The sequence below is a fragment of the Pseudomonas sp. ITEM 17296 genome (genome assembly GCF_028895205.1).
Taxonomy (GTDB): domain Bacteria; phylum Pseudomonadota; class Gammaproteobacteria; order Pseudomonadales; family Pseudomonadaceae; genus Aquipseudomonas; species Aquipseudomonas kermanshahensis.
Window position 1 is genome coordinate 41,177 of sequence record NZ_WJRS01000022.1, and the last position, 18,795, is coordinate 59,971.

The 18,795-nt window shown below is 66.2% G+C and carries 15 protein-coding genes; 4 read left to right on the forward strand and 11 right to left on the reverse strand.

The annotated features are described in order from the left end of the window. Positions 1-249 precede the first annotated feature (249 nt). The 11 genes from GIB19_RS21195 to GIB19_RS21245 form a co-directional block, all read right to left on the reverse strand. Entirely contained in the window at positions 250-1,260 is a 1,011-nt protein-coding gene (locus GIB19_RS21195) for a YeiH family protein (RefSeq protein ID WP_274887875.1), read from the reverse strand. Further along, a complete protein-coding gene (locus tag GIB19_RS21200; protein WP_099429632.1) occupies positions 1,257-1,583 on the reverse strand; it encodes a Rieske (2Fe-2S) protein in 327 nt (108 codons plus the stop codon). Before GIB19_RS21200 ends, GIB19_RS21195 begins: the two co-directional genes overlap by 4 nt. Beyond that, entirely contained in the window at positions 1,580-2,242 is a 663-nt protein-coding gene (locus tag GIB19_RS21205; RefSeq protein ID WP_274887876.1) for a DsbA family oxidoreductase, read from the reverse strand. Before GIB19_RS21205 ends, GIB19_RS21200 begins: the two co-directional genes overlap by 4 nt. Next, positions 2,239-3,573 (reverse strand): MFS transporter, encoded by a 1,335-nt coding sequence (locus tag GIB19_RS21210; RefSeq protein WP_085273821.1) that lies wholly within the window; start codon positions 3,571-3,573, stop codon positions 2,239-2,241. The genes GIB19_RS21205 and GIB19_RS21210 overlap by 4 nt, the downstream gene beginning before the upstream one ends. A gap of 295 nt (positions 3,574-3,868) precedes the next feature. Continuing rightward, positions 3,869-4,921: a 3-keto-5-aminohexanoate cleavage protein gene (locus GIB19_RS21215; protein ID WP_027596390.1), complete on the reverse strand. Its 1,053-nt coding sequence runs from the start codon at positions 4,919-4,921 to the stop codon at positions 3,869-3,871. A 29-nt stretch (positions 4,922-4,950) separates the two neighbouring features. Next, entirely contained in the window at positions 4,951-5,799 is an 849-nt protein-coding gene (locus GIB19_RS21220; protein WP_274887877.1) for a TauD/TfdA dioxygenase family protein, read from the reverse strand. A gap of 10 nt (positions 5,800-5,809) precedes the next feature. After that, the gene (locus tag GIB19_RS21225) at positions 5,810-6,790 is read right to left on the reverse strand and encodes a quinone oxidoreductase family protein (RefSeq protein WP_027596388.1); all 981 of its coding nucleotides are present in this window, start codon (positions 6,788-6,790) and stop codon (positions 5,810-5,812) included. Positions 6,791-6,990: 200 nt separating this feature from the next. Next, on the reverse strand, positions 6,991-8,169 hold the full coding sequence (locus tag GIB19_RS21230; RefSeq protein WP_274887878.1) for an acyl-CoA dehydrogenase family protein: 1,179 nt from the start codon (positions 8,167-8,169) through the stop codon (positions 6,991-6,993). A 27-nt stretch (positions 8,170-8,196) separates the two neighbouring features. Further along, a complete protein-coding gene (locus GIB19_RS21235; RefSeq protein WP_027596386.1) occupies positions 8,197-8,907 on the reverse strand; it encodes a histidine phosphatase family protein in 711 nt (236 codons plus the stop codon). Then, entirely contained in the window at positions 8,900-9,265 is a 366-nt protein-coding gene (locus GIB19_RS21240) for a DUF6285 domain-containing protein (protein WP_027596385.1), read from the reverse strand. Before GIB19_RS21240 ends, GIB19_RS21235 begins: the two co-directional genes overlap by 8 nt. Then, positions 9,262-10,311, reverse strand: a complete 1,050-nt coding sequence (locus tag GIB19_RS21245; protein WP_274887879.1) for a phosphotransferase family protein — start codon at positions 10,309-10,311, stop codon at positions 9,262-9,264. Before GIB19_RS21245 ends, GIB19_RS21240 begins: the two co-directional genes overlap by 4 nt. A 452-nt stretch (positions 10,312-10,763) precedes the next feature. Between GIB19_RS21245 and GIB19_RS21250 the strand changes: the two genes are divergently transcribed. From GIB19_RS21250 to GIB19_RS21265, 4 genes are all read left to right on the forward strand, one after another. Further along, positions 10,764-13,421 carry a LuxR C-terminal-related transcriptional regulator gene (locus GIB19_RS21250; protein ID WP_274887880.1) on the forward strand — a complete coding sequence of 886 codons (2,658 nt, stop codon included), beginning with the start codon at positions 10,764-10,766 and terminating at the stop codon, positions 13,419-13,421. 112 nt (positions 13,422-13,533) lie between these two features. Continuing rightward, positions 13,534-15,321, forward strand: coding sequence for an acyl-CoA dehydrogenase C-terminal domain-containing protein (locus tag GIB19_RS21255; RefSeq protein WP_274887881.1), 1,788 nt, complete (start codon positions 13,534-13,536; stop codon positions 15,319-15,321). Between the two features lie 112 nt (positions 15,322-15,433). Further along, positions 15,434-17,527 (forward strand): 3-hydroxyacyl-CoA dehydrogenase NAD-binding domain-containing protein, encoded by a 2,094-nt coding sequence (locus tag GIB19_RS21260; RefSeq protein WP_274887882.1) that lies wholly within the window; start codon positions 15,434-15,436, stop codon positions 17,525-17,527. A gap of 34 nt (positions 17,528-17,561) precedes the next feature. Then, positions 17,562-18,746, forward strand: a complete 1,185-nt coding sequence (locus GIB19_RS21265; protein ID WP_274887883.1) for an acetyl-CoA C-acyltransferase — start codon at positions 17,562-17,564, stop codon at positions 18,744-18,746. Positions 18,747-18,795 lie beyond the last annotated feature (49 nt).

The following is an 18,795-nucleotide window of genomic DNA, read 5'->3' on the forward strand; positions in this document are numbered from 1 at the left end:
CGTTTAGAAAAGGTGACATGAGCGCTTGCTGCACCGCTACTGACAAAAATGTCAGGTGTGTAGAGCCGGTATGCCTCAAATGTCACTGGCTAGTGGTGTGTCAGAAGTACCAATGAAAATTTGGGCTAGGCTCTGTAGATCCTCACGCATCAAGCGTTGTGTATCGACATAGGTCGACCAGCAACTGTTATGACTCTTTCTGAAGCCGAAAAGAGGAGCTGAAACCTACAGCACTGCTTCGTACAAAACCTAGAGCCCCACGTGCAACAGCACCAGCACCAGCGCCACCAAGAACACCGTCTCGCCGACCATCAGCAAAATCGGCTTGATGCCCACGGCGGCCAGCTCCTTGAGCTGGGTCTTCATGCCCAGGGCACTGATCGACACCACCAGGCACCAGCGCGACAGCTCGTTGACCCCACCCTGCACGGCCAACGGCACCCACCCGGTGCTGTTGATGCAGGCCAGCGCCAGAAACCCCACCGCGAACCAGGGCAGCAATGGCGGGCGCTTGCCTGCGGTGTCGGTACCCTGGCGGCGCGAGATCATGGCCGCGACAACAATCACCGGCACCAGCATGGCGACGCGCATCAGCTTGACCACCGTGGCGGTGTCGCCGGTTTCGGGCGACATGCTGTAGCCCGCCCCCACTACCTGGGCGACGTCATGGATCGTCGCGCCAAGAAAGACCCCGGCAGCCTGTGGCGACAGGCCAAGCGCGTTGGCGATCATTGGGTAGAGGATCATCGCCAGGGTCGACAACGCCGACACACCGATCACAGTGAACAGCGTCGCCCGCTCTTTTTGCGGGTGGCTGGGCAGCGCAGCGGCCAGCGCCAACGCCGCCGAGGCGCCGCAGATCGCCGTGGCGCCACCGGTGAGCATGCCGAACAGGCGCTGGAACCCCAGGGCCTTGGCCGCCACCATCGACACGCCGATGGTCACCACCACCAGGATCACCACCAGTGCGACGGCCTTCCAGCCCAGGCCTGCCATCTGCTCCAGGGTGATACGCATGCCCAGCAATGCCACGCCCAGGCGCAATACCGTGCGTGCGGTGAATTCGATGCCGGCTTTGCATTTGCCATCGCTGGCCAGAAAATTCAGTGCCAGGCCTAGTAGCAGGGCGAACAGCATGACCGGCGCGCCATAATGCTCCGCCAGAAAGCTTGCCGCCCCAGCGGCAATCAGGCTGACGCTAAGCCCCGGCGCCAACTCCCGCGCGCGGTGGTTGACCTGGGCAAGCGCAAGGGTGCTCATGACACCACCTCCTGGCCGGTGATGATGATAAAGACCTGGTTGCCCTCCACCTCCACCGGGTAGCTGGCCACTTTGAGTGCCTTGGAATTGAGCAGGTAGCCGCTGGCAAGGTCAAAGCGCAGGCCATGGGCGCGGCACTGGATCACAGCGCCGTCCAGTTGCCCGGCGCACAACGATGAACCCTGGTGCGGGCAGCTGTCGTCGATGGCCAGCAAACGCCCGTCGACATTGAACAACGCCAGGCTTTTGCCCCCGTGTTCGAACAGCACACGCTCGCCGACGCCGGGCACGCGCTGGGCCGGTACCTCGATACGCCCGTTCACGCCTGCACCCCCGCCGAACGCGACAGCGCCAGGTGCATGGCGTCGAGCAGTTGTTCTGCCGGTTGGGCACCGAACACGCGCAGGTGGTCGTCGAAGACGAAACACGGCACGCCCCTGCTGGCGATGTCGGCGCTGGCACTGATGAACGGCCGGCCATCAGCGCTCAGGCTCCCGGCCAGCGCGGCAGGCGTAAAGCCGCACTGTTCGGCGATGCGCAACAGGGTGTCGCGATCGCCCAAGTCTTCGCCCTCGCGGAAATACGCGGCAAACAGCCGCTCCAGTAGCGCCTCGACCTGTTGCTCGCTGCCCAGCTCGACCGCATGCAGCAGCAGGCGATGGGCGTCGGCAGTATTGGGCATGCGCGCGATCCGGCTGAAGTCGATCAGCTCGCCCACGGCACGCGCAGCCTCCTGCACTTGCCCTTGGCGTTGCCGCACCGCCTCGTCGCTGCCCAGGCGGCGGCGGTAGAAATCGGCGAACGGCTGGCCGGTTGCGGGCAGGTCGGGCAACAGCTGCACGCCGTGCCAGGCCAGGGTGACCTCGACCTCGGGCCGGGCTTCGCGCAACTGAGCCAGCGCGGTTTGCAGTTGCCGCTTGCCGATCAGGCACCACGGGCAGATGAAATCGAAATACACGTCAATCGACAGCGAATGCTTCACGTACGGGCCTCCAGTACAGGCTCGACAGGCGCTTGCGGGCTATTGCCACAGGCCAGGCGCGCCATGTCAGGGTGGTAGTGGCGCTTGGCGTAGAAGAACACCGCCGCGGCGGCGATGCTGATCAACGGCACCAGTTGAAAGGCGGCTTGCAGGCCGATCAGGTCGGACACCTTGCCGGTGATCAACGGGCCTGTGGCCAGGCCGAGCAGGTTGTTGCTCAGGGTCAGGGTGGCGAATGCCGTGCCATGCACCGTGTAGTGGGTCAGGTTGGCGACCATGGCACTGGACGGGCCATTGGTGCCTGCGGCAATCATCATGCCCAGGCAGATCAGGACCAGTTGCGGCAGGCCCGCCGGCATGGCGAAGGCCACTGACAGCAGCACACAGCTGCCCAGACAGTAGGCGATGGCCAGGCTGATCTTGCGATCAGGGCGATCGCGCCCCATGCGGTCGCACAACATGCCGCACAGCACGATGCCGACGCCGCTGCACAGCACGATGATTGCTGCCACGGCGCCGGCCCGGTCGGTGCTCATGGCGTAGTAGCGGTTCAGGTAGCTGGGGATCCAGACGATCACCGTGCCGCCGACGAACAGCTGCAAGCCGCTGCCGACATAGGCGCTGATCACTGAGCGGCTTGAATAGAGCGTGCGCAGCGGGCGCAATGCCTTCAAGGCGGCCTTGTCGCTGGCGCTTGCCTGATTTTTCGGGGCAATGCGCGCCTCGCGCACGATCAGCGGGTAGAGCAGCGCCAAGGCCAGGCCGAAAAACGCCATGCCAGCGAACGCCCAGCGCCAACCCAGGTGCTGAGCCATCACCCCGCCCAGGGCCATGCCCAGCACCGAGCCGAACATGCCACCGGCCATGAACGACCCAGCCAAGGTGGCACGCATCTCACGCGGGAACACCGCCACCACCACGGCAATACCGACGCTGCCATAGGCAGCTTCGCCGACACCGACCAGAAAGCGCGCGATGAACATCTGCTGGTAGTTTTCGGCAACTGCGCAGCCCAGCGTGGCCAGGCTCCACATCACCGCCATGAAGGTCAGGCTCTTGATGCGGCCGATGCGGTCGGCGAGCAATGACAGCGGAAAGGTCAGCAGCCCGACCATCAGGGCGACGATGCCGCTGAGCAGGCCGAGCTGGCTGTCGCTGAGCTGCCATTCCTGCTTCAACAGGGGGAACACGGCGTTGAGCACCTGCCGCGACATGTAGTCGGAGATCAACAGGCCGAAGGTCAGGGCAAAGACGATCCAGGCATAGCGCCGGGGGATGCCCAGTGATGTATCCGTGCCTGGGTCCGTCGCACCGGTGTGATAGGTGGCCATGCTGCCTCCTCGGGTATCTGGCTTGGGTTGTTTTTGTTGTTATGAACAAATGCCAAAATCTGTGCTGCGGGTGCTGGCCTCATGCCTCGCGTCAGACGCGCGCCCCTTGTAGGAGCAGCCTTGCGCTGCGAAGAGGCCGGTGAAAGAACCGCAGATCTTCGCAGCAATCACGGGCCTCTTCGCAGCACAAGGCTGCTCCTACAGGCTGCGAAGAGGCAGAACCGCGAATCTTCGCAGTAATCACGGGCCTCTTCGCAGCACAAGGCTGCTCCTACAAGGGAGTGAGGCCAGTGCCTTAGGCGCGCTGTGGCACGCCCTTCTGGCCTGGCCGGCGGTTCGGCGCCATGCCGTTGGCCAGCAAGGTTTCCTCGACGGATGCGTACTGCTCGCCGATCCGGTAGATCGCCCGGGCTTCCTTGCCATTGGCCACTTCACGCCCCAGCTCATGCGCCACACGCACGGTCTGCTGGATCTGCTGCACCGAGGTGAACGGCTTGCCGTGCTGGTCGATGATGGTGTCTTCGATACCACAGCGCGGGTGCAAGCCCATGGCCAGGGCCATGGTGTTGAACGGCAGCACGTTCTTGAGCAGCGACTCTGCGGTCAGGGTGCAGCCATCCGGCGCACGGTGCACAAAATTGAAGAAGTTGAACGGGTTCGGGCCATCGAAACCGCCACCAATGCCGATCCAGGTCAGGTTCAGCGGGCCTTTGTAAACGCCTTTGCGCACCAGGCGCTCGAGGGTTTCCAGGGCATGCATGCCGGTCAGCTGGAAATGCGGCTGGATATTGCTGGCCTGCAGCCGACGCAGGTGCTCCTCGACCCAGGCCGGCCCGGCGGGCACGGTCATTTCACTATAGGCGGCCTGGATCCCAGGGTTGGCCAGCGATGTGCCTTCCAGGTATTCCGGGTACAGCAGCTCCATGATGTTCATCTGGGTGGTGTTGATCGCCACCGTCACCTGGTCAGGCTTTGGGGTCAGCTCGGCCAGCATGTGGCGGGTGTCGTCGCTCAGCCACTTGGCCGCTTCACCCTCGCCTTCGGGTGCGAACGAAATCGAGCCGCCGACCTGGATGATCATGTCCGGCACCGCTTCACGCACCCCGGCGATCAGCTCGTTGAACTTGGACAGGCGCTTGGAGCCGGTGCCATCGAGTTCACGCACATGCAGGTGCAGTACAGTGGCGCCGGCTTCGTAGCAATCGACTGCCTTTTGCACCTGCTCGTCCATGGTCACCGGAATGTCCTGGGGGAAATCGTCGGGCATCCACTCGGGGCCATAGGGGGCCACGGTGATGACTACCTTTTCCATGTTTTCCGGGTGCAGCGAGTCGTCGAAGAATTGCATGTCTGATCCTCAGTCTTGTTCTTGTCTGTTCAGAAAGTGCTGTCGCCCATGATCCCGGCTCGCTCCATCTTGCGGTGGCAGGCCGGGTAGTCCATGACGGCGTAGTGCTGGGTGCTGCGGTTGTCCCAGATGGCGATGCTGTTGGGTGACCAGCGCCAGCGCACCTGGTACTCGGGGATGTACACCTGGCTCACCAGGTAGCGCAGCAGGTCGGCGGCGCCGGGGTTGGCGTCCTGGCCGAAGCGCACGCGCTCGGGGGTGTGGTAGTTGGTGAAGTGGGTGGCGAAGGCATTGACGAACAGCACCTTCTCGCCGGTTTCCGGGTGGGTGCGCACCACCGGGTGCTCGGCATCGGGGTAGCGGGCCTTGAGCGCCAGGCGCTTGTCGGTCGGCAAGGCGGCGCCGAAGCTGGCCTCAATGCTGTGGCGGGCGCGCAAGCCCTCGATGCGGGCCTTGATCTCGGCCGGCAGGTTGGCGTAGGCCAGAACCATGTTCGCCCACATGGTGTCGCCGCCCACCGGCGGGCACTCCACGCAGCGCAGCACGCAGCCCATTGGCGGGGCTTCGCGCCAGGTGGCGTCGGTGTGCCAGGCGTTTTCGTAGCGGTCGGCCGGCTGGTCGGGGCGTTTGTAGATTTGCACCAGGCCCGGGTGCTCCGGGTCGCTGCCAGCGACGGGGTGATCCTCCAGCTCACCGAAGCGACGGGCGAACGCCACGTGCTCGGCGCGGCTAATGGCCTGGTCGCGCAAAAACAGCACCCGGTGCTTGAGCAGCTGGGCGCGAATCTCGGCGAACAGGCCGTCATCGTGAATGGCATCGGCCAGCCTGACGCCGACCAGTTCGGCACCGATGGCGCAGGTCAGTTGTTCGACTTGCATGGCAGTGCCCTCAGATGACGAAGATCGACGAGCCGGTGGTCTTGCGCGACTCCAGGTCACGGTGCGCCTGCACCGCATCCTGCAAGGCGTAGTGCTGGTTGATCTCGATGCGGATGCGGCCGCTGCTGACATGGTCGAACAGCTCGGTGGCCAGGCGGGTCTTCTCTGCCGGGTCGGCGATGTAGTCGGCCAAGGCCGGCCGGGTCATGAACAACGAGCCTTTGATCGCCAGCAACTGCGGGTCGAACGGTTCGATCTTGCCGGACGCGGTGCCCACGCACACCATCAGGCCACGGCGCTTGAGCGAGTCCAGCGAGCCCATGAAGGTGTTGCGCCCGACACTGTCGAACACCACGTTGACGCCTACGCCATCGGTCAGCTCGCGCACGCGCTGGGCGACGTCTTCGTGGCTGTAGTTGATGGTGTGGTCGCAGCCATGGGCGCGGGCCACTGCCGCCTTGGCGTCAGTGGAGACGGTGCCGATCACGGTCAGGCCGAGCAGCTTGGCCCACTGCGAAACGATCAGGCCGACGCCACCGGCCGCCGCGTGCAGCAGGATGCTGTCACCGGGCTTGAAGTCGTACAGGCGGCGCATCAGGTACGAGGCCGTCAGGCCGCGCATGGTCATGGCGGCCGCCGTCTCGAAGGAGATGGTTTCCGGCAGTTTGATCAACGGCGCGGCGGGGATCAGGCGCTCGGTGCTGTAGGCGCCGAGGGTGTTGAGGAAGCCGGTGTAGGTCACTCGGTCGCCGACCACCACATGGCTGACGCCCTCACCTACTGCCTGCACCACACCCGACGCTTCCACGCCCATGCCGTTGGCCAGCGGGATCGGGTAGGTGCCATTGCGAAAATAAGTGTCGGCGTAGTTCAGGCCAACCGCCACATGGCGCAAGCGCACCTGCCCAGGGCCGGGCTCGCCGACGTCGACGTCTTCGTAACGCAGGACCTCAGGCCCTCCGGTTTCGTAGAAACGTACCGCTTTGGCCATGCCAATCTCCCTTCTTGTCATTGTTGTTGAGCACACAAAGTGCGTCTTGAGGGGCAATTTAGGCCGTTGCGCCAAGCGCCGCTTATCATCGGACGACAACGGTTTTACAGTTGATGACAGCGCGCCTGGCGCAGGGGCTCAGAACGCCGAAAGGCCGCCGTCGACGGCGATGGCCTTCTGGCCTTGATAGCTGTCGAACTTCATTTGGCGGCCCCCGTGGCCGCGCGGGCGAGGATCTTTTTCGCCAGGCTCATCCGGTGCACTTCGTTGGGGCCGTCATAGATGCGGAAGCTGCGGGCATCGCGAAAGATCCGCTCGACGATCGACTCGCCGGTAACGCCCTGCCCGCCCAGCACCTGCACACTGCGGTCGATCACCCGCCAGATCGCCTCCGAGCTAAGCACCTTGGCCATGCTCGACTCGACGTTACCCCGCTCGCCCTGGTCCAACACCCAGGCGCAATGCCAGATCGCCAGGCGCGTGGCATGCAGGTCTATCTCGTTGTCGGCGAGCATGAAGCCCACCCCTTGATGCTCGCCCAGCGGCTTGCCGAACGAGACCCGGCGGTTGGCATAGGCACAGGCCTCGTCATGGGCGCGGCGGGCCTGGCCCAGCCAGCGCATGCAGTGGGTCAGGCGCGCTGGCGCCAGGCGCACCTGGGCGTAACGGAAGCCTTTGCCCACTTCGCCGAGCACATCGCTGGCCGGCACCCGCAGGTTTTCGAAACGCAACACCGCATGGCCGCCGGCGAAGCAGCTGTCCAGCGAGTCCATCATGCGCTCCAAGATGAAGCCCGGGCGGTCGGTGTCGGTCAGGAACATCGTCGCGCTGCCGTCTTCCATGCGCGCCATGATGATCGCCAGCTGCGCGCCTTCGGCCCCGGTGATGAACCATTTCTGGCCATTGATGATGTAGTCGTCACCATCACGCACGGCCAAGGTGGTCAGCATCGAGGGGTCGGAGCCGGCGCCCGGGCTGGGCTCGGTCATGGCGAAGCACGAGCGGATATGGCCCTGCACCAGTGGCCGCAGCCAGCGGTCTTTTTGCGCCGGCGTGGCCACCTGCTCCAACAGGTGGATATTGCCCTCGTCCGGGGCGTGGATGTTCAGGGCCACCGGGCCGAGTGGCGAATAGCCCGCTTCTTCGAAAATGATCGTCTTCTCGATATGGCTCAAGCCCAGGCCACCCATTTCACGCGCGGCATGCGGGGTCAGCAGGCCGTGCTCGCGGGCCCGATCGAGCAGCGCCTGGCGCAGTTCGGGCGAGGGGCCGTGGGCGGTCTGGCGGCGGTCGTGCTCCAGGGGGATGACGCTTTCGGCAATGAACTGCCGGGTCTTGGCTTGCAGGGCGAGCAGCTCGGCTGAAAGGGCGAAATGCATGGTGGGGTTCCTTGTAGAGGGAAAGGCTCAGGCGTGCAGGCGGCGCGGGTCGATGGCGGCATGCAGGTGCTCCATCACGGTTTTGTCGATCGAGGCCTTGCCGGGGTCGTACGGGGTGTAGTTGAGGGTGCGGATGAACGCGTGCTGTGCTTGCGTGCCGGCCATGTCGATATCGACGATGTTCAGGCAAGCAGGGTCTTGTTCGAAGGCGGCCAGCCCGCCCAGCCCCGCGCCGCTGGCCCAGGCCAGGAGGATGCGGTTGACGGCGTCGTGGCTGACCAGCAGCAACGATGTCCAGCCGGGCTCGGCCAGCAATTGCTGGAAGCTGTCCAGCACCCGTTGCTGGAACGCCACCCAAGGTTCGCCGCGCAAAAAGGCGGCGCCGGGGCGGTCGGCCAGGTGATAGGCCTGGGCCACTTCGCGGTGCAGGCAGCCTGGGGGTATTTCCCGCAGGCGGCCGGCCCGCACCTCGCGCAAGGCGGCGCGCTGCTCCACCGCCAAGGTGCGCGGGCCCAGCAGTTGGTCGAGGGTCTGGCGGGTGCGCGGGTAGTCCGAACACACCGCCCGGTCGAACCGGGTGTGCGCCAGCACCTGGCCCAACGCCTGGGCCTGGGCTACGCCTTGCGCCGACAGCGGCACATGGCGCGGGTCGAGGGGCCGGCCATCGGCGTCGAAGTAATCGACATGGCCATGCCGAACCAGGTAGCAGCGGCGACGCTGGGCGGGCTGGTCAGTCATGGGCCAGCACCTTCGGGTTGCTGATGCTCAACTGCGCCCGGTTGATCGCCCGCAGCGCCGCCAGTAAACGTGTTGGGTCCTGATCGTAGGCACCTTGGCGAATGCGCCGTGCCAGCAACGCACGGGCCTGCTCAAGCCCCGTCGCTGCCTGGCCGTGCTGCGCCAACAAAGCCTCCAGGGCCTGGCGCTCGACCTCGGCACAGTCCGCCGCCTGCGCCAGTTCGCGGCTGGCGATCAACATGGCGCTGGCGACCATCCGGCCTTGGTAGTGCAACCCTTTCGGCAGCGCCGGCAGTAGATGGGTGAGCAGGGTGTCGCGCGCCGTCACAAGCAGGTCGCGGGCATCGGGCTGGTTCATGCGTGGCCTCCACGGGTGAGCAAGAGGATTTCCTGTTCGAGTTCGCTGACCATCCGCCCGGTCAGCGCCAGCTCCAGCGAGCGTTGCTGGCCAGACACATGGCGTTCGGCCTGCTGCAGGGCGATTACCGCCCAGCGCAGGTGGGCCATGACCTGCCAGAAGCGCAGCGCCTGGCTGTCCAGTTCCAGTGCCGACACGCTGCGGTATCCGACGAGCAAGTCCTGCAGATGGCCGATGCCGCCCGCCTCCAGGTCCGGCCGGCCGAAGCGCCAGCAGCGTGCGGTGAACCAGCCCAGGTCTTCACGCGGGTCACCCCAGCCAGCGAACTCCCAATCCAGTACGCCGGTCAGTGCACCGGCCTCGACCATGTAGTTGCCGGTGCGGTAGTCGCGGTGCAGCAGGCACGTGGGCAAGGGCGCAGGCTTGTTCAGCTCACACCAGCGCAAGCCCCACTCCAGCACCGGGTGGCTGCCTGGCAAGGCATCCAGAAACTGGCGGTACTGGTCGACGCTGGCTTGCACCGTGTCGGGTGCAGCGGCGGGCAGAAACGCCAGTGCCTGCTGCGGCGGGCGTACCTGATGCAGGCGCGCCAGGTTGGCGCCCAACTGCCGGCACAGTGCCGGGTTGCCCTGGGGCGCGTCTTGTGCGGACGTCAGGCGGTGGCCACTGGCAGTGCCGGCCAGCGCCTGCATGATGAAAAAGTCGCGGCCGATGACCTGCGGGTCCTGGCACAGCCAAAGGGGCTTGGGTACGTTGACACCGGCTTGGTGGACCACGTCGAGCACCGCGAACTCCTGCTCGCGGGTCATGCTGGCGGCTACTGCGGAAGCGGCGTCGGTGCGCAGTACCCAACGCTGTGGTTGGCCTGCGACTTCGGCCACGAGCAGCCAGTTTTCCTGGATGGCACCGCCTGACAATCGCTCGCTGCGGGTGAGGGTCACGGGGTGGCTGTCGAGTTGGTTTTGTAGGTAGGTAGAGAGCTGTGAATGGGCGTCTGGGATGTCGATGCGAGCGCTGGGGGGGAGCGCGGGATGGGTGATGGGCATGGTGGGTCCAATTGGCTGGTCGTTCGTGGACTAGCCGTTTGCAAGATGATTGCCAGGTCGTTTTTTGGTTTTATTATTTGTTATTAATCAATGGCTTATAGCGATTTCCGGGTTTGATTTGATGGCAGATTTGAACGGGGCGGTTTCAAATTTGAACGGGTTGTTCAGGGCTGATGTGTTCGCCACAACATTTGCAGCGCCTGGGAGATCGAGCGCCGCCCGCGCGGCGCTTCGCAGCACAAGGCTGCTCCCACATCTGTTTCGGGCCAGTGAGGTCTGTGAGATTTGCGCGCGACCGCCCTAGGAATAATTGGCCCGAGAAAAATGTAGGAGCAGCCTTGTGCTGCGAAGCGCCGCGCGGGCGGCGCTCGATCTGCCAGGCACCAAAAATGTTGTGACAACCCCCCCCACCCCCTACGATACCTGGCTGACCCGACGGAGCACTGCTCGCCATGCACCTTCCCGCGCTCAAACCCAACCAGCTGCGCCCACCCGCCGAACCACCCAGGGCCTTACAGCGCACCCGGTTGCTCGACCACCTGGCCAGCGCACTGGACGACGGCGCTGTCATCCTCCTGCAAGCGCCCTTGGGCTACGGCAAAAGCACCCTGCTCGGCCAGTTCGCCCGCCGCCTCACCAGCCCCTTTGCATGGCTGCGCCTGACCCGCGCCGAAAACCAGCCCCTGGCCCTGCTGCTGCACCTGCACGCCGCCCTTCTATTGCCGGCGTCACACCGCGAATCCCCCCAGGCCGAACAGCTGTGGAGCCACATCCTCGCCGACCTCGAAGCCCGCCAGGCCCCGGTAACGTTACTGCTCGACGACCTGCACCTGCTCAACGCCGCCCAGGCCTGGCAGTACCTCGACACCCTGCTGCACGACCCGCCGCCAGCACTGCGCCTGCTCGCCGCCAGTGAAGGCCCGCCGGCGTTACCCCTGGCCCACCTGCGCCGCGACGGCCGGCTGGCCGTGCTAAGTGCGCGTGAACTGGCCCTGGACAGCGAAGAGACCCGCGAGCTGGCACTGGCCCGTGACGTCCGCCTGGGCAGCGACGCGCTGTACCAACTGCGCGCCGGCAGCGAGGGCTGGCCCAGCGGCGTGCTGTTCTGGTTCGAGGCCTACCGCGAAGCGCTGCAGAGCACCGGCCAGCCGCCCGGCGACCTGCGCCCGATCACGCGTCAGGCCTACGCCCATGCCCGGCAGTTTCTGGAAGAAGAACGCCTGCAGCGCTTGCCCACCGCCTTGCGCGGCTTTCTTGAACACACCGCCGTGGCCCAGGTGTTCGATGCGGGGCTGGCCGGTGAATTGGCCACCGATACCGATGTGACGGCGGCGCTGCGCCAATTGCAGCGGCTGGACCTGATCATCGAAATGCCCCAGGCCAGCCACGCCGAATACCGCTACCACCCTGCCCTGCGCAACAGCCTTTACCAACGCCTCGAACAACGCGACCCGCAGCGCCTGCGGCAACTGCACCGCCAGGCCGCGAACTGGCTGCTGGCGCAGCGCCGCTTCACCGAGGCGATCTACCAGTACGGCCGGGCCAGGGACCTGGACGCCGTGCTCGGCATCGTCGACCGGCATGGCTTCGAGCTGTTGCGCGAAGGCAAGGTCAACACCCTGGTCGATGTGCTCGACGAGGTGGCCGGCCATGCCGGCAACGACAGCTTCACCCTGGCCGTGACCGAAGCCTCCACGGTGATGGTCACCAACGACATCGCCCAGGCCTGCCAGTGCCTGCACCAGCTGTATGCCCTGCAGCGCCGCCACGCTGTGCCGCGCCACCCCGAGCGGGTGCAGCAGACGGTGATGTTCCTGCGTAGCCGCCTGGCCTACCTGGGCGGCAACCTGGCGCACGGCCTGGCCTTGGCTGCACGGGCATTGCAGCAGTTTGGGCAGCATAACGCCGCGCGCTCGGTGCTGTATTTCGACCGGGCCAACTGCCTGGCGGCCTTGGGTGAACTGCAACCGGCCCACGCCGAAGCCAGCCGCGCCCTGGTCGAACTGCAAGGCTTCGGGCTGAGCGGCTACACCAACTTGCTGCAACTGCTGCTGGGCCAGATCGAACTGGCCCAAGGTGCCAGCGAAGCGGCCTGGGAACGCCTGCAAGGCATGGCCGAGCAGCCCGCTGCCGGCAGTTCGGGGCGCTTCTATGAGCTGTTCCGCCACTTGGGCAAAGGCCTGGCCCTGCTGCAGGCCAACCAGCTGAGCCAGGCGCGCCACGCCCTGGCCCAGGCCGAAGTACTGGCGCTGGGCTTCCCGCACAGCGCCGCGCTGCCCTGGGTGTTCCACCACCAGGCCTGCCTGCACTGGGCGCTGGGCGAGACCGCTCAAGCGAAGGCGCGCTGGCAAGAAGTGCGCCGGCTGGCCTTGCAGTTCCGCCTGTTCACCCTGTACCGCCAGGCCGGGGCCTGGCTGGCGCGCCTGGCGCTGCGTGACAACGACACCGACTACCTGCCCGGCTGGCTTGACCAGTGGCACTGGTGCAGCCGCCAATATGACCAGCAGTTGCTGCCTGAAGAGTGGCTGGCCTATGCCTGGGTGCAGCGCCACCTGGGGCAGCGCGACAAGGCGCGGCAGATCCAGGCGACACTGCACGCCCAGGCCAAAGCGAACACCAACCGCCGCCTGTTGCTCGACACCCTGTTACTCGACGCAGCCCTGCACCAGGACCGCGGCGCCCACGACCAGGCCCTGCACAGCCTCGAACAGGCCTTGCAACTGGCGTGTGAATACGGCTTCGGGCAATTGTTGCAATACGAAGGCGAAGCGTGCCTTGAACCCTTGCGCGAGTTGCTGCTGCCACAGGCTCGCGAGCGCCTGGCCCTGGCGGCCCCGCCACCGTCACGCGAGCGCCTCAATGCCCTGTTCCGCCCACTGCTGGCAGGGCGAGACAGCACCGACAGCGCGTTGATCGTGCCGCTGTCGCGCCGTGAACTGGAGGTGCTGCAACGCATGGCACGCGGGCAGAGCAACGGGCAGATTGCCGAGGCGATGTTCATCAGCCTGAGCACGGTCAAGACCCACATCAACAACCTGTTCCGCAAACTCGACGTGGCCGACCGCGACAGCGCCTTGTGCTCAGCGCGCGAATTGCAATTGCTGAACTGATCTCCACCCGCACGCCACGCCGATTCCACCCCCCATTCCACCGGGGGGGTGGACGCGCCGCGCGGGGCCTGCCTGCTACAACATGCCGAATCCACCCAGCCAGGAGTCCGGCATGCCCAGCTACACCGCCCCGTTGCGCGATATCACCTTCGTTGCCCAGGAGCTGCTCGACCTGAGCGGCCACTATCAACAACTGTCTGGCTGCGAAGCCCCCGACGCGGACACCTTCGCCGCCATCGTCGAGGAAGGCGCCAAGTTCGCCGAGCAGGAACTGGCACCGCTCAACGCCGTGGGCGACCAGCACGGGTGCCAATGGCAGGATGGCAAGGTCAGCACCCCGCCAGGCTTCGCCGAGGCCTTCAAGCGCTTCGCCGCCAACGGCTGGCTGGGCCTGGACAAAGACCCAGCCTACGGCGGCCAGGGTTTGCCGCCCTCGCTGGGCTTCGTCAACCACGAGATGATCTGCAGCGCCAACCACGCCTGGGGCATGTACGGCAACCTCACCGGCGGCGCCATCAGCACCCTCAGCGAGCATGCCGACGAGGCTCTGCGCCAGCGTTTTCTGCCGCCAATGATCGCCGGCCGCTGGAGCGGCACCATGTGCCTGACCGAGGCCCATTGCGGCTCGGACCTCGGCCTGCTGCGTACCAGCGCCCTGCCCCAGGCCGACGGCAGCTACCGCATCAACGGCAGCAAGATCTTCATCTCGGCCGGTGAGCACGACCTGACAGAAAACATCGTGCACCTGGTGCTGGCGCGCATCGAAGGTGCACCGGCCGGGGTCAAGGGCATTTCGCTGTTTGCCGTGCCAAAGGTCCAGGTCGATGCCGATGGCAGCCTGGGCGCCCCCAACGGCGTCAGCTGCGGGTCTATCGAACACAAGATGGGCATCCACGGCAACGCCACCTGCGTGCTCAACTTCGACGGCGCCACAGGCTACCTGCTGGGCGAAGCCAACCGTGGCTTGAACGCCATGTTCACCTACATCAACGAATCGCGCCTGGCAGTTTCACAGCAGGCTCAGGCCCACGCCGAAGCCTCGTTCCAGGGGGCCTTGGCCTATGCCCGCGACCGCGTGCAGATGCGTGCCACACCGCGCTTGCGCGCCGGCCAGCCCGCTGACCCGATCATCGGCCATGCCGATGTCCGGCGCATGCTGCTGACCCAAAAGGCCTATGCCGAAGGCGGTCGCATGCTCGCCTACACCTGCGCCAAGGGCGTCGACCTGCTGCACCACGGCGCCACCCCAGGTGTGCGCCAGGCCGCGGCACGCCGGCTGGCCTTGCTCACCCCAATTGCCAAGGGCTTTTTGACCGAAACCGGCAACGAAGCTGCGCAGTTGGGCATCCAGGTCTTCGGCGGCCACGGTTTCATCCGCGAATGGGGCATGGAGCAGATCGCCCGCGATGTACGCATCACTGCGATCTACGAAGGCACCAACACCATCCAGGGTATCGACCTGCTGACCCGCAAAGTGCTGGCCGATGGCGGTGAAGCCCTAGACGAACTGCTCAGCGAAATCGAAGCCTTCATTCAAAAAACCTCGGCCTCGGCCGACCTCGCCCAGGCCTTGCAACAGCGCGTCAGCGCCTGGCGCGACGTCAGCGAATGGCTGCGCGACGCCAGCAGCACCGACACCAACCTGATCGGCGCCAGCGCCTTCGACTACCTGATGCTCTGCGGCTACACCCTGATCGGCTACCTGTGGCTGCGCGCCGCCTGCGTCGCTGAACAGGCACTGGCGGCCGGCAGCGACGACGTCGCGTTCTACCAGGGCAAGCGCGAGACCGCGCGTTTCTACCTGCAGCGCCTGCTGCCGCGGGCCAGCCTGCACGAGACGCTGATCCGCACAGGCAGTGACAACCTGATGAACATCAGCGACGCCGCCTTCGCCCGCTGACCCTGCCTGGCAGGCTCCGCTGCCGAGTCCCCAGGGCAGCGGGTTTTTCGGCGGTGGCCAACGCTCCGGGCCGCCGCCTCGTTTTTTTCAGGACACCAACAGGAAGGTTCCCATGCCGCTGATCGACTATCGCCGCGATAACCAACTGGCCTTGATCGGCCTGTGCCACGCCCCCGTCAATGCCCTGGGCCACGACCTGCGCCAGGCACTGCTCCAGGCCTGCACCCAGGCCGCCAGCGACCCTGAGGTCAAGGCAGTCATCCTGCATGGGCGCTCACTGCCGTTCAGTGCTGGCGCCGACATCAGCGAGTTCGGCAGCCCACGCACCTGGCAAGCACCCGCCCTACCCGAATTGCTAGAAACGCTGACCACCCTTGCCAAGCCACTGATCGCCGCCATCGATGGCGTGGCGCTGGGCGGCGGGCTGGAACTGGCCCTGGCCTGCAGCCATCGCGTTGCCAGCGCCACTGCCCGCCTGGGCCTGCCGGAGGTACGCCTGGGCCTGCTGCCCGGTGCCGGCGGTACCCAGCGCCTGCCACGGCTGATCGGCGTGGCGCCCGCGCTGGAGCTGATGCTCGGCGGCGAACCGATCGATGCCCGCCAAGGCCTGGCACTGGGGCTGGTAGACCGCCTGGTCGAGCCCGGCCAGGACCTGCTCGACCAAGCGTGCGCCTTTGCCCGCGAGCAGCTCGCCCACCCCGCCCCGCCAAGGGTTACACCCGCGCTCCCAGCCGAGGGCCTGTTCGCCACGCACGAGGCCCAGCTGGCTGCCCGCAAACCTGGCCAACGGGCGCCACTGCGGGTACTGGCGGCCGTGCGCGCGGCCTGCGAACTGCCGTTGGCCGAAGGCCTGGCCCGCGAGCACGCGCTGTTCCGCGAAGCGCTGCAAGACCCCCAGGCCACTGCACTGCGTCATCTGTTTTTTGCTGAGCGCGAGGCGCTGCGCATTCCCGGTATCGACGCGGCCACCGCGCTGCGCCACATCGCCCAGGTTGCCGTGATCGGCGCCGGCACCATGGGCGCCGGCATCGCCATGAATTTCATCAACGCCGGCCTCCCCGTGCGCTTGCTGGAGCTCAAGCCCGAGGCCCTGGACCGCGGCTTGGCGCAGATCCGCAAACACTACGAAAGCGCCATAAAGCGCGACAAGCTCACCGCCGAGCAACTCGAACAGCGCATGAGCCTGCTGCAAGGCACCCTCGATTACGCCGACCTGGCTGACGCTGACCTGGTGATCGAAGCGGTGTTCGAAGACCTGTCGATCAAACAGTCGGTGTTCCGCACCCTCGACCGGGTGTGCAAGCCCGGCGCGATCCTGGCCAGCAACACCTCGACCCTGGATGTCGACCGCATCGCCGCCTGCACCCGCCGCCCGCAGGACGTGGTCGGCCTGCACTTCTTCAGCCCGGCCCATGTCATGCGCCTGCTCGAAGTGGTGCGCGGCCGCGCCACGGCGCCAGACGTACTGGCCACCACGCTGAAAATCGCCAAGCGCATCGGCAAACTGCCGGTGGTGTCTGGCGTGTGCTTCGGCTTCATCGGCAACCGCATGCTCGAGCCTTATGCCCGCGAGGCCCACCGCCTGGTGCTCGAAGGCGCCTCGCCGGCCCAGGTGGACAAGGTGCTGACCGACCTCGGCCTGGCCATGGGCGTCTTTGCCATGTACGACCTGGCCGGCATCGACGTCGGTTACCTGGTGCGCCAGGCGCGGCGCAGCGAGATCGCCCACGACCCGAGCTACTTCCGCCTGGCCGACGAACTCTACACGCTGGGCCGCCACGGGCAGAAGAGCGGGCGCGGCTTCTACCGCTACGAGGGCCGCGAACGCATCGAAGACCCCGAGGTGGTGCAGCTCGCGGCGCAACTGGCCGCCAAGCTGGGCATCACCCGGCGCACCATCAGCGACGCGGAAATCCACGACCGCTGCCTGTTCATGCTGATCAACGAAGGCCTGCAATTGCTCGACGAAGGCATCGCCCTGCGCAGTGGTGACATCGACCTGGTGTGGGTCAACGGCTACGGCTTCCCGGGCTGGCGTGGTGGGCCGCTGCATTACGCTCGCGACCTCGGCCTGGATACCGTGCTGGCTGGCATCGAGCAATTGCGCGAGCGCCTGGGTGCCTACGGCCACCTGTGGTTGCAGCCAGCCCCCTTGCTGCGGCGCCTGGCGAGCAGCACCGGCAAGCTGCGCGCGCAACACCGTTGAGCTGCCCTCTTCTGGCCATCAAGGAACCCCGTTCATGAAAGACGCCGTCATTCTCTCCACCGCCCGCACCCCGATCGGCAAGGCCTTTCGCGGTGCCCTCAACAACCTGCGCTCGCCCAGCCTGGCCGCCCATGCCATCCAGGCGGCCGTTGCACGGGCCGGCATCGCTGCCGACGAAATCGAAGACCTGGTGATGGGCACCGCCATGCCCGCTGGCACCGCCGGCTGGAACCTGGGCCGCATGAGCGCGCTGGCGGCCGGGCTGCCCGTGTCGGTCAGCGGCCAGACCCTCGACCGCCAGTGCGCCTCAGGGCTGATGGCGATCGCCACCGCCGCCAAGCAGATCATCGTCGATGGCATGCACGTCACCGTTGGCGCCGGCCACGAAAACATCAGCGCGGTACAAGTGCGCAACCTCGAATGGGCGCTGGGCGAGCAGGACGACGCGGTTATCCAGCAGGTGCCGCACGCCTACATGCCGATGCTGCACACCGCCGAGCACGTCGCCCGGCGCTACGGCATCAGCCGTGACGCGCAAGATGCCTATGCGCTGCAATCGCAGCTGCGCACTGCCGCCGCCCAGCAGGCTGGGTTGTTCGAGGCCGAGATCGTGCCGGTGACTGCGCAGCAAAGGGTCAAGGACAAGCACACCGGCGAGATCAGCTACCGCCAGGTAACCCTGGCGCAGGACGAGGGCAACCGCCCGCAGACCCGCCTGGACGACCTGGCGCGCTTGCAGCCGGTGCTCGACGGTGGCTGCATCACCGCCGGCAACGCCAGCCAGCTGTCCGATGGCGCCAGCGCCTGCGTGCTGATGGACGCGCGCCTGGCCGAGCAGCGCAACCTCAGGCCGCTGGGCCTGTACCGGGGCATCGCCGTGGCCGGCCTGGCGCCGGAAGAGATGGGCATCGGCCCGGTGTACGCGGTGCCGCGCCTGCTCAGGCAGCATGGGCTGAACGTCGACGATATCGGCCTGTGGGAGCTGAACGAAGCCTTCGCCTGCCAGGTGTTGTATTGCCGCGACACCTTGGGCATCGACCCTGAGCGCCTGAACGTCAACGGTGGCGCCATCGCCATTGGCCACCCCTATGGCATGAGCGGCGCGCGGATGGTCGGGCATGCGCTGCTCGAAGGTAAACGGCGCCGGGTGCGCTATGTGGTGGTGACCATGTGCGTGGGCGGTGGCATGGGGGCGGCGGGCCTGTTTGAAGTGCTGTGAACACAACCGGACCGCAAGGGCTCCCACACCGCCCCTGCCCACTCACTGA

Coding starts and splice junctions, on each gene's coding strand:
- GIB19_RS21250 (WP_274887880.1), top strand. CDS start 10,764: ATGCACCTTCCCGCGCTCAAACCCAACCAGCTGCGCCCACCCGCCGAA.
- GIB19_RS21195 (WP_274887875.1), bottom strand. CDS start 1,260: ATGAGCACCCTTGCGCTTGCCCAGGTCAACCACCGCGCGCGGGAGTTG.
- GIB19_RS21240 (WP_027596385.1), bottom strand. CDS start 9,265: ATGAACCAGCCCGATGCCCGCGACCTGCTTGTGACGGCGCGCGACACC.
- GIB19_RS21245 (WP_274887879.1), bottom strand. CDS start 10,311: ATGCCCATCACCCATCCCGCGCTCCCCCCCAGCGCTCGCATCGACATC.
- GIB19_RS21235 (WP_027596386.1), bottom strand. CDS start 8,907: ATGACTGACCAGCCCGCCCAGCGTCGCCGCTGCTACCTGGTTCGGCAT.
- GIB19_RS21260 (WP_274887882.1), top strand. CDS start 15,434: ATGCCGCTGATCGACTATCGCCGCGATAACCAACTGGCCTTGATCGGC.
- GIB19_RS21265 (WP_274887883.1), top strand. CDS start 17,562: ATGAAAGACGCCGTCATTCTCTCCACCGCCCGCACCCCGATCGGCAAG.
- GIB19_RS21215 (WP_027596390.1), bottom strand. CDS start 4,921: ATGCAATTCTTCGACGACTCGCTGCACCCGGAAAACATGGAAAAGGTA.
- GIB19_RS21225 (WP_027596388.1), bottom strand. CDS start 6,790: ATGGCCAAAGCGGTACGTTTCTACGAAACCGGAGGGCCTGAGGTCCTG.
- GIB19_RS21255 (WP_274887881.1), top strand. CDS start 13,534: ATGCCCAGCTACACCGCCCCGTTGCGCGATATCACCTTCGTTGCCCAG.
- GIB19_RS21220 (WP_274887877.1), bottom strand. CDS start 5,799: ATGCAAGTCGAACAACTGACCTGCGCCATCGGTGCCGAACTGGTCGGC.
- GIB19_RS21210 (WP_085273821.1), bottom strand. CDS start 3,573: ATGGCCACCTATCACACCGGTGCGACGGACCCAGGCACGGATACATCA.
- GIB19_RS21230 (WP_274887878.1), bottom strand. CDS start 8,169: ATGCATTTCGCCCTTTCAGCCGAGCTGCTCGCCCTGCAAGCCAAGACC.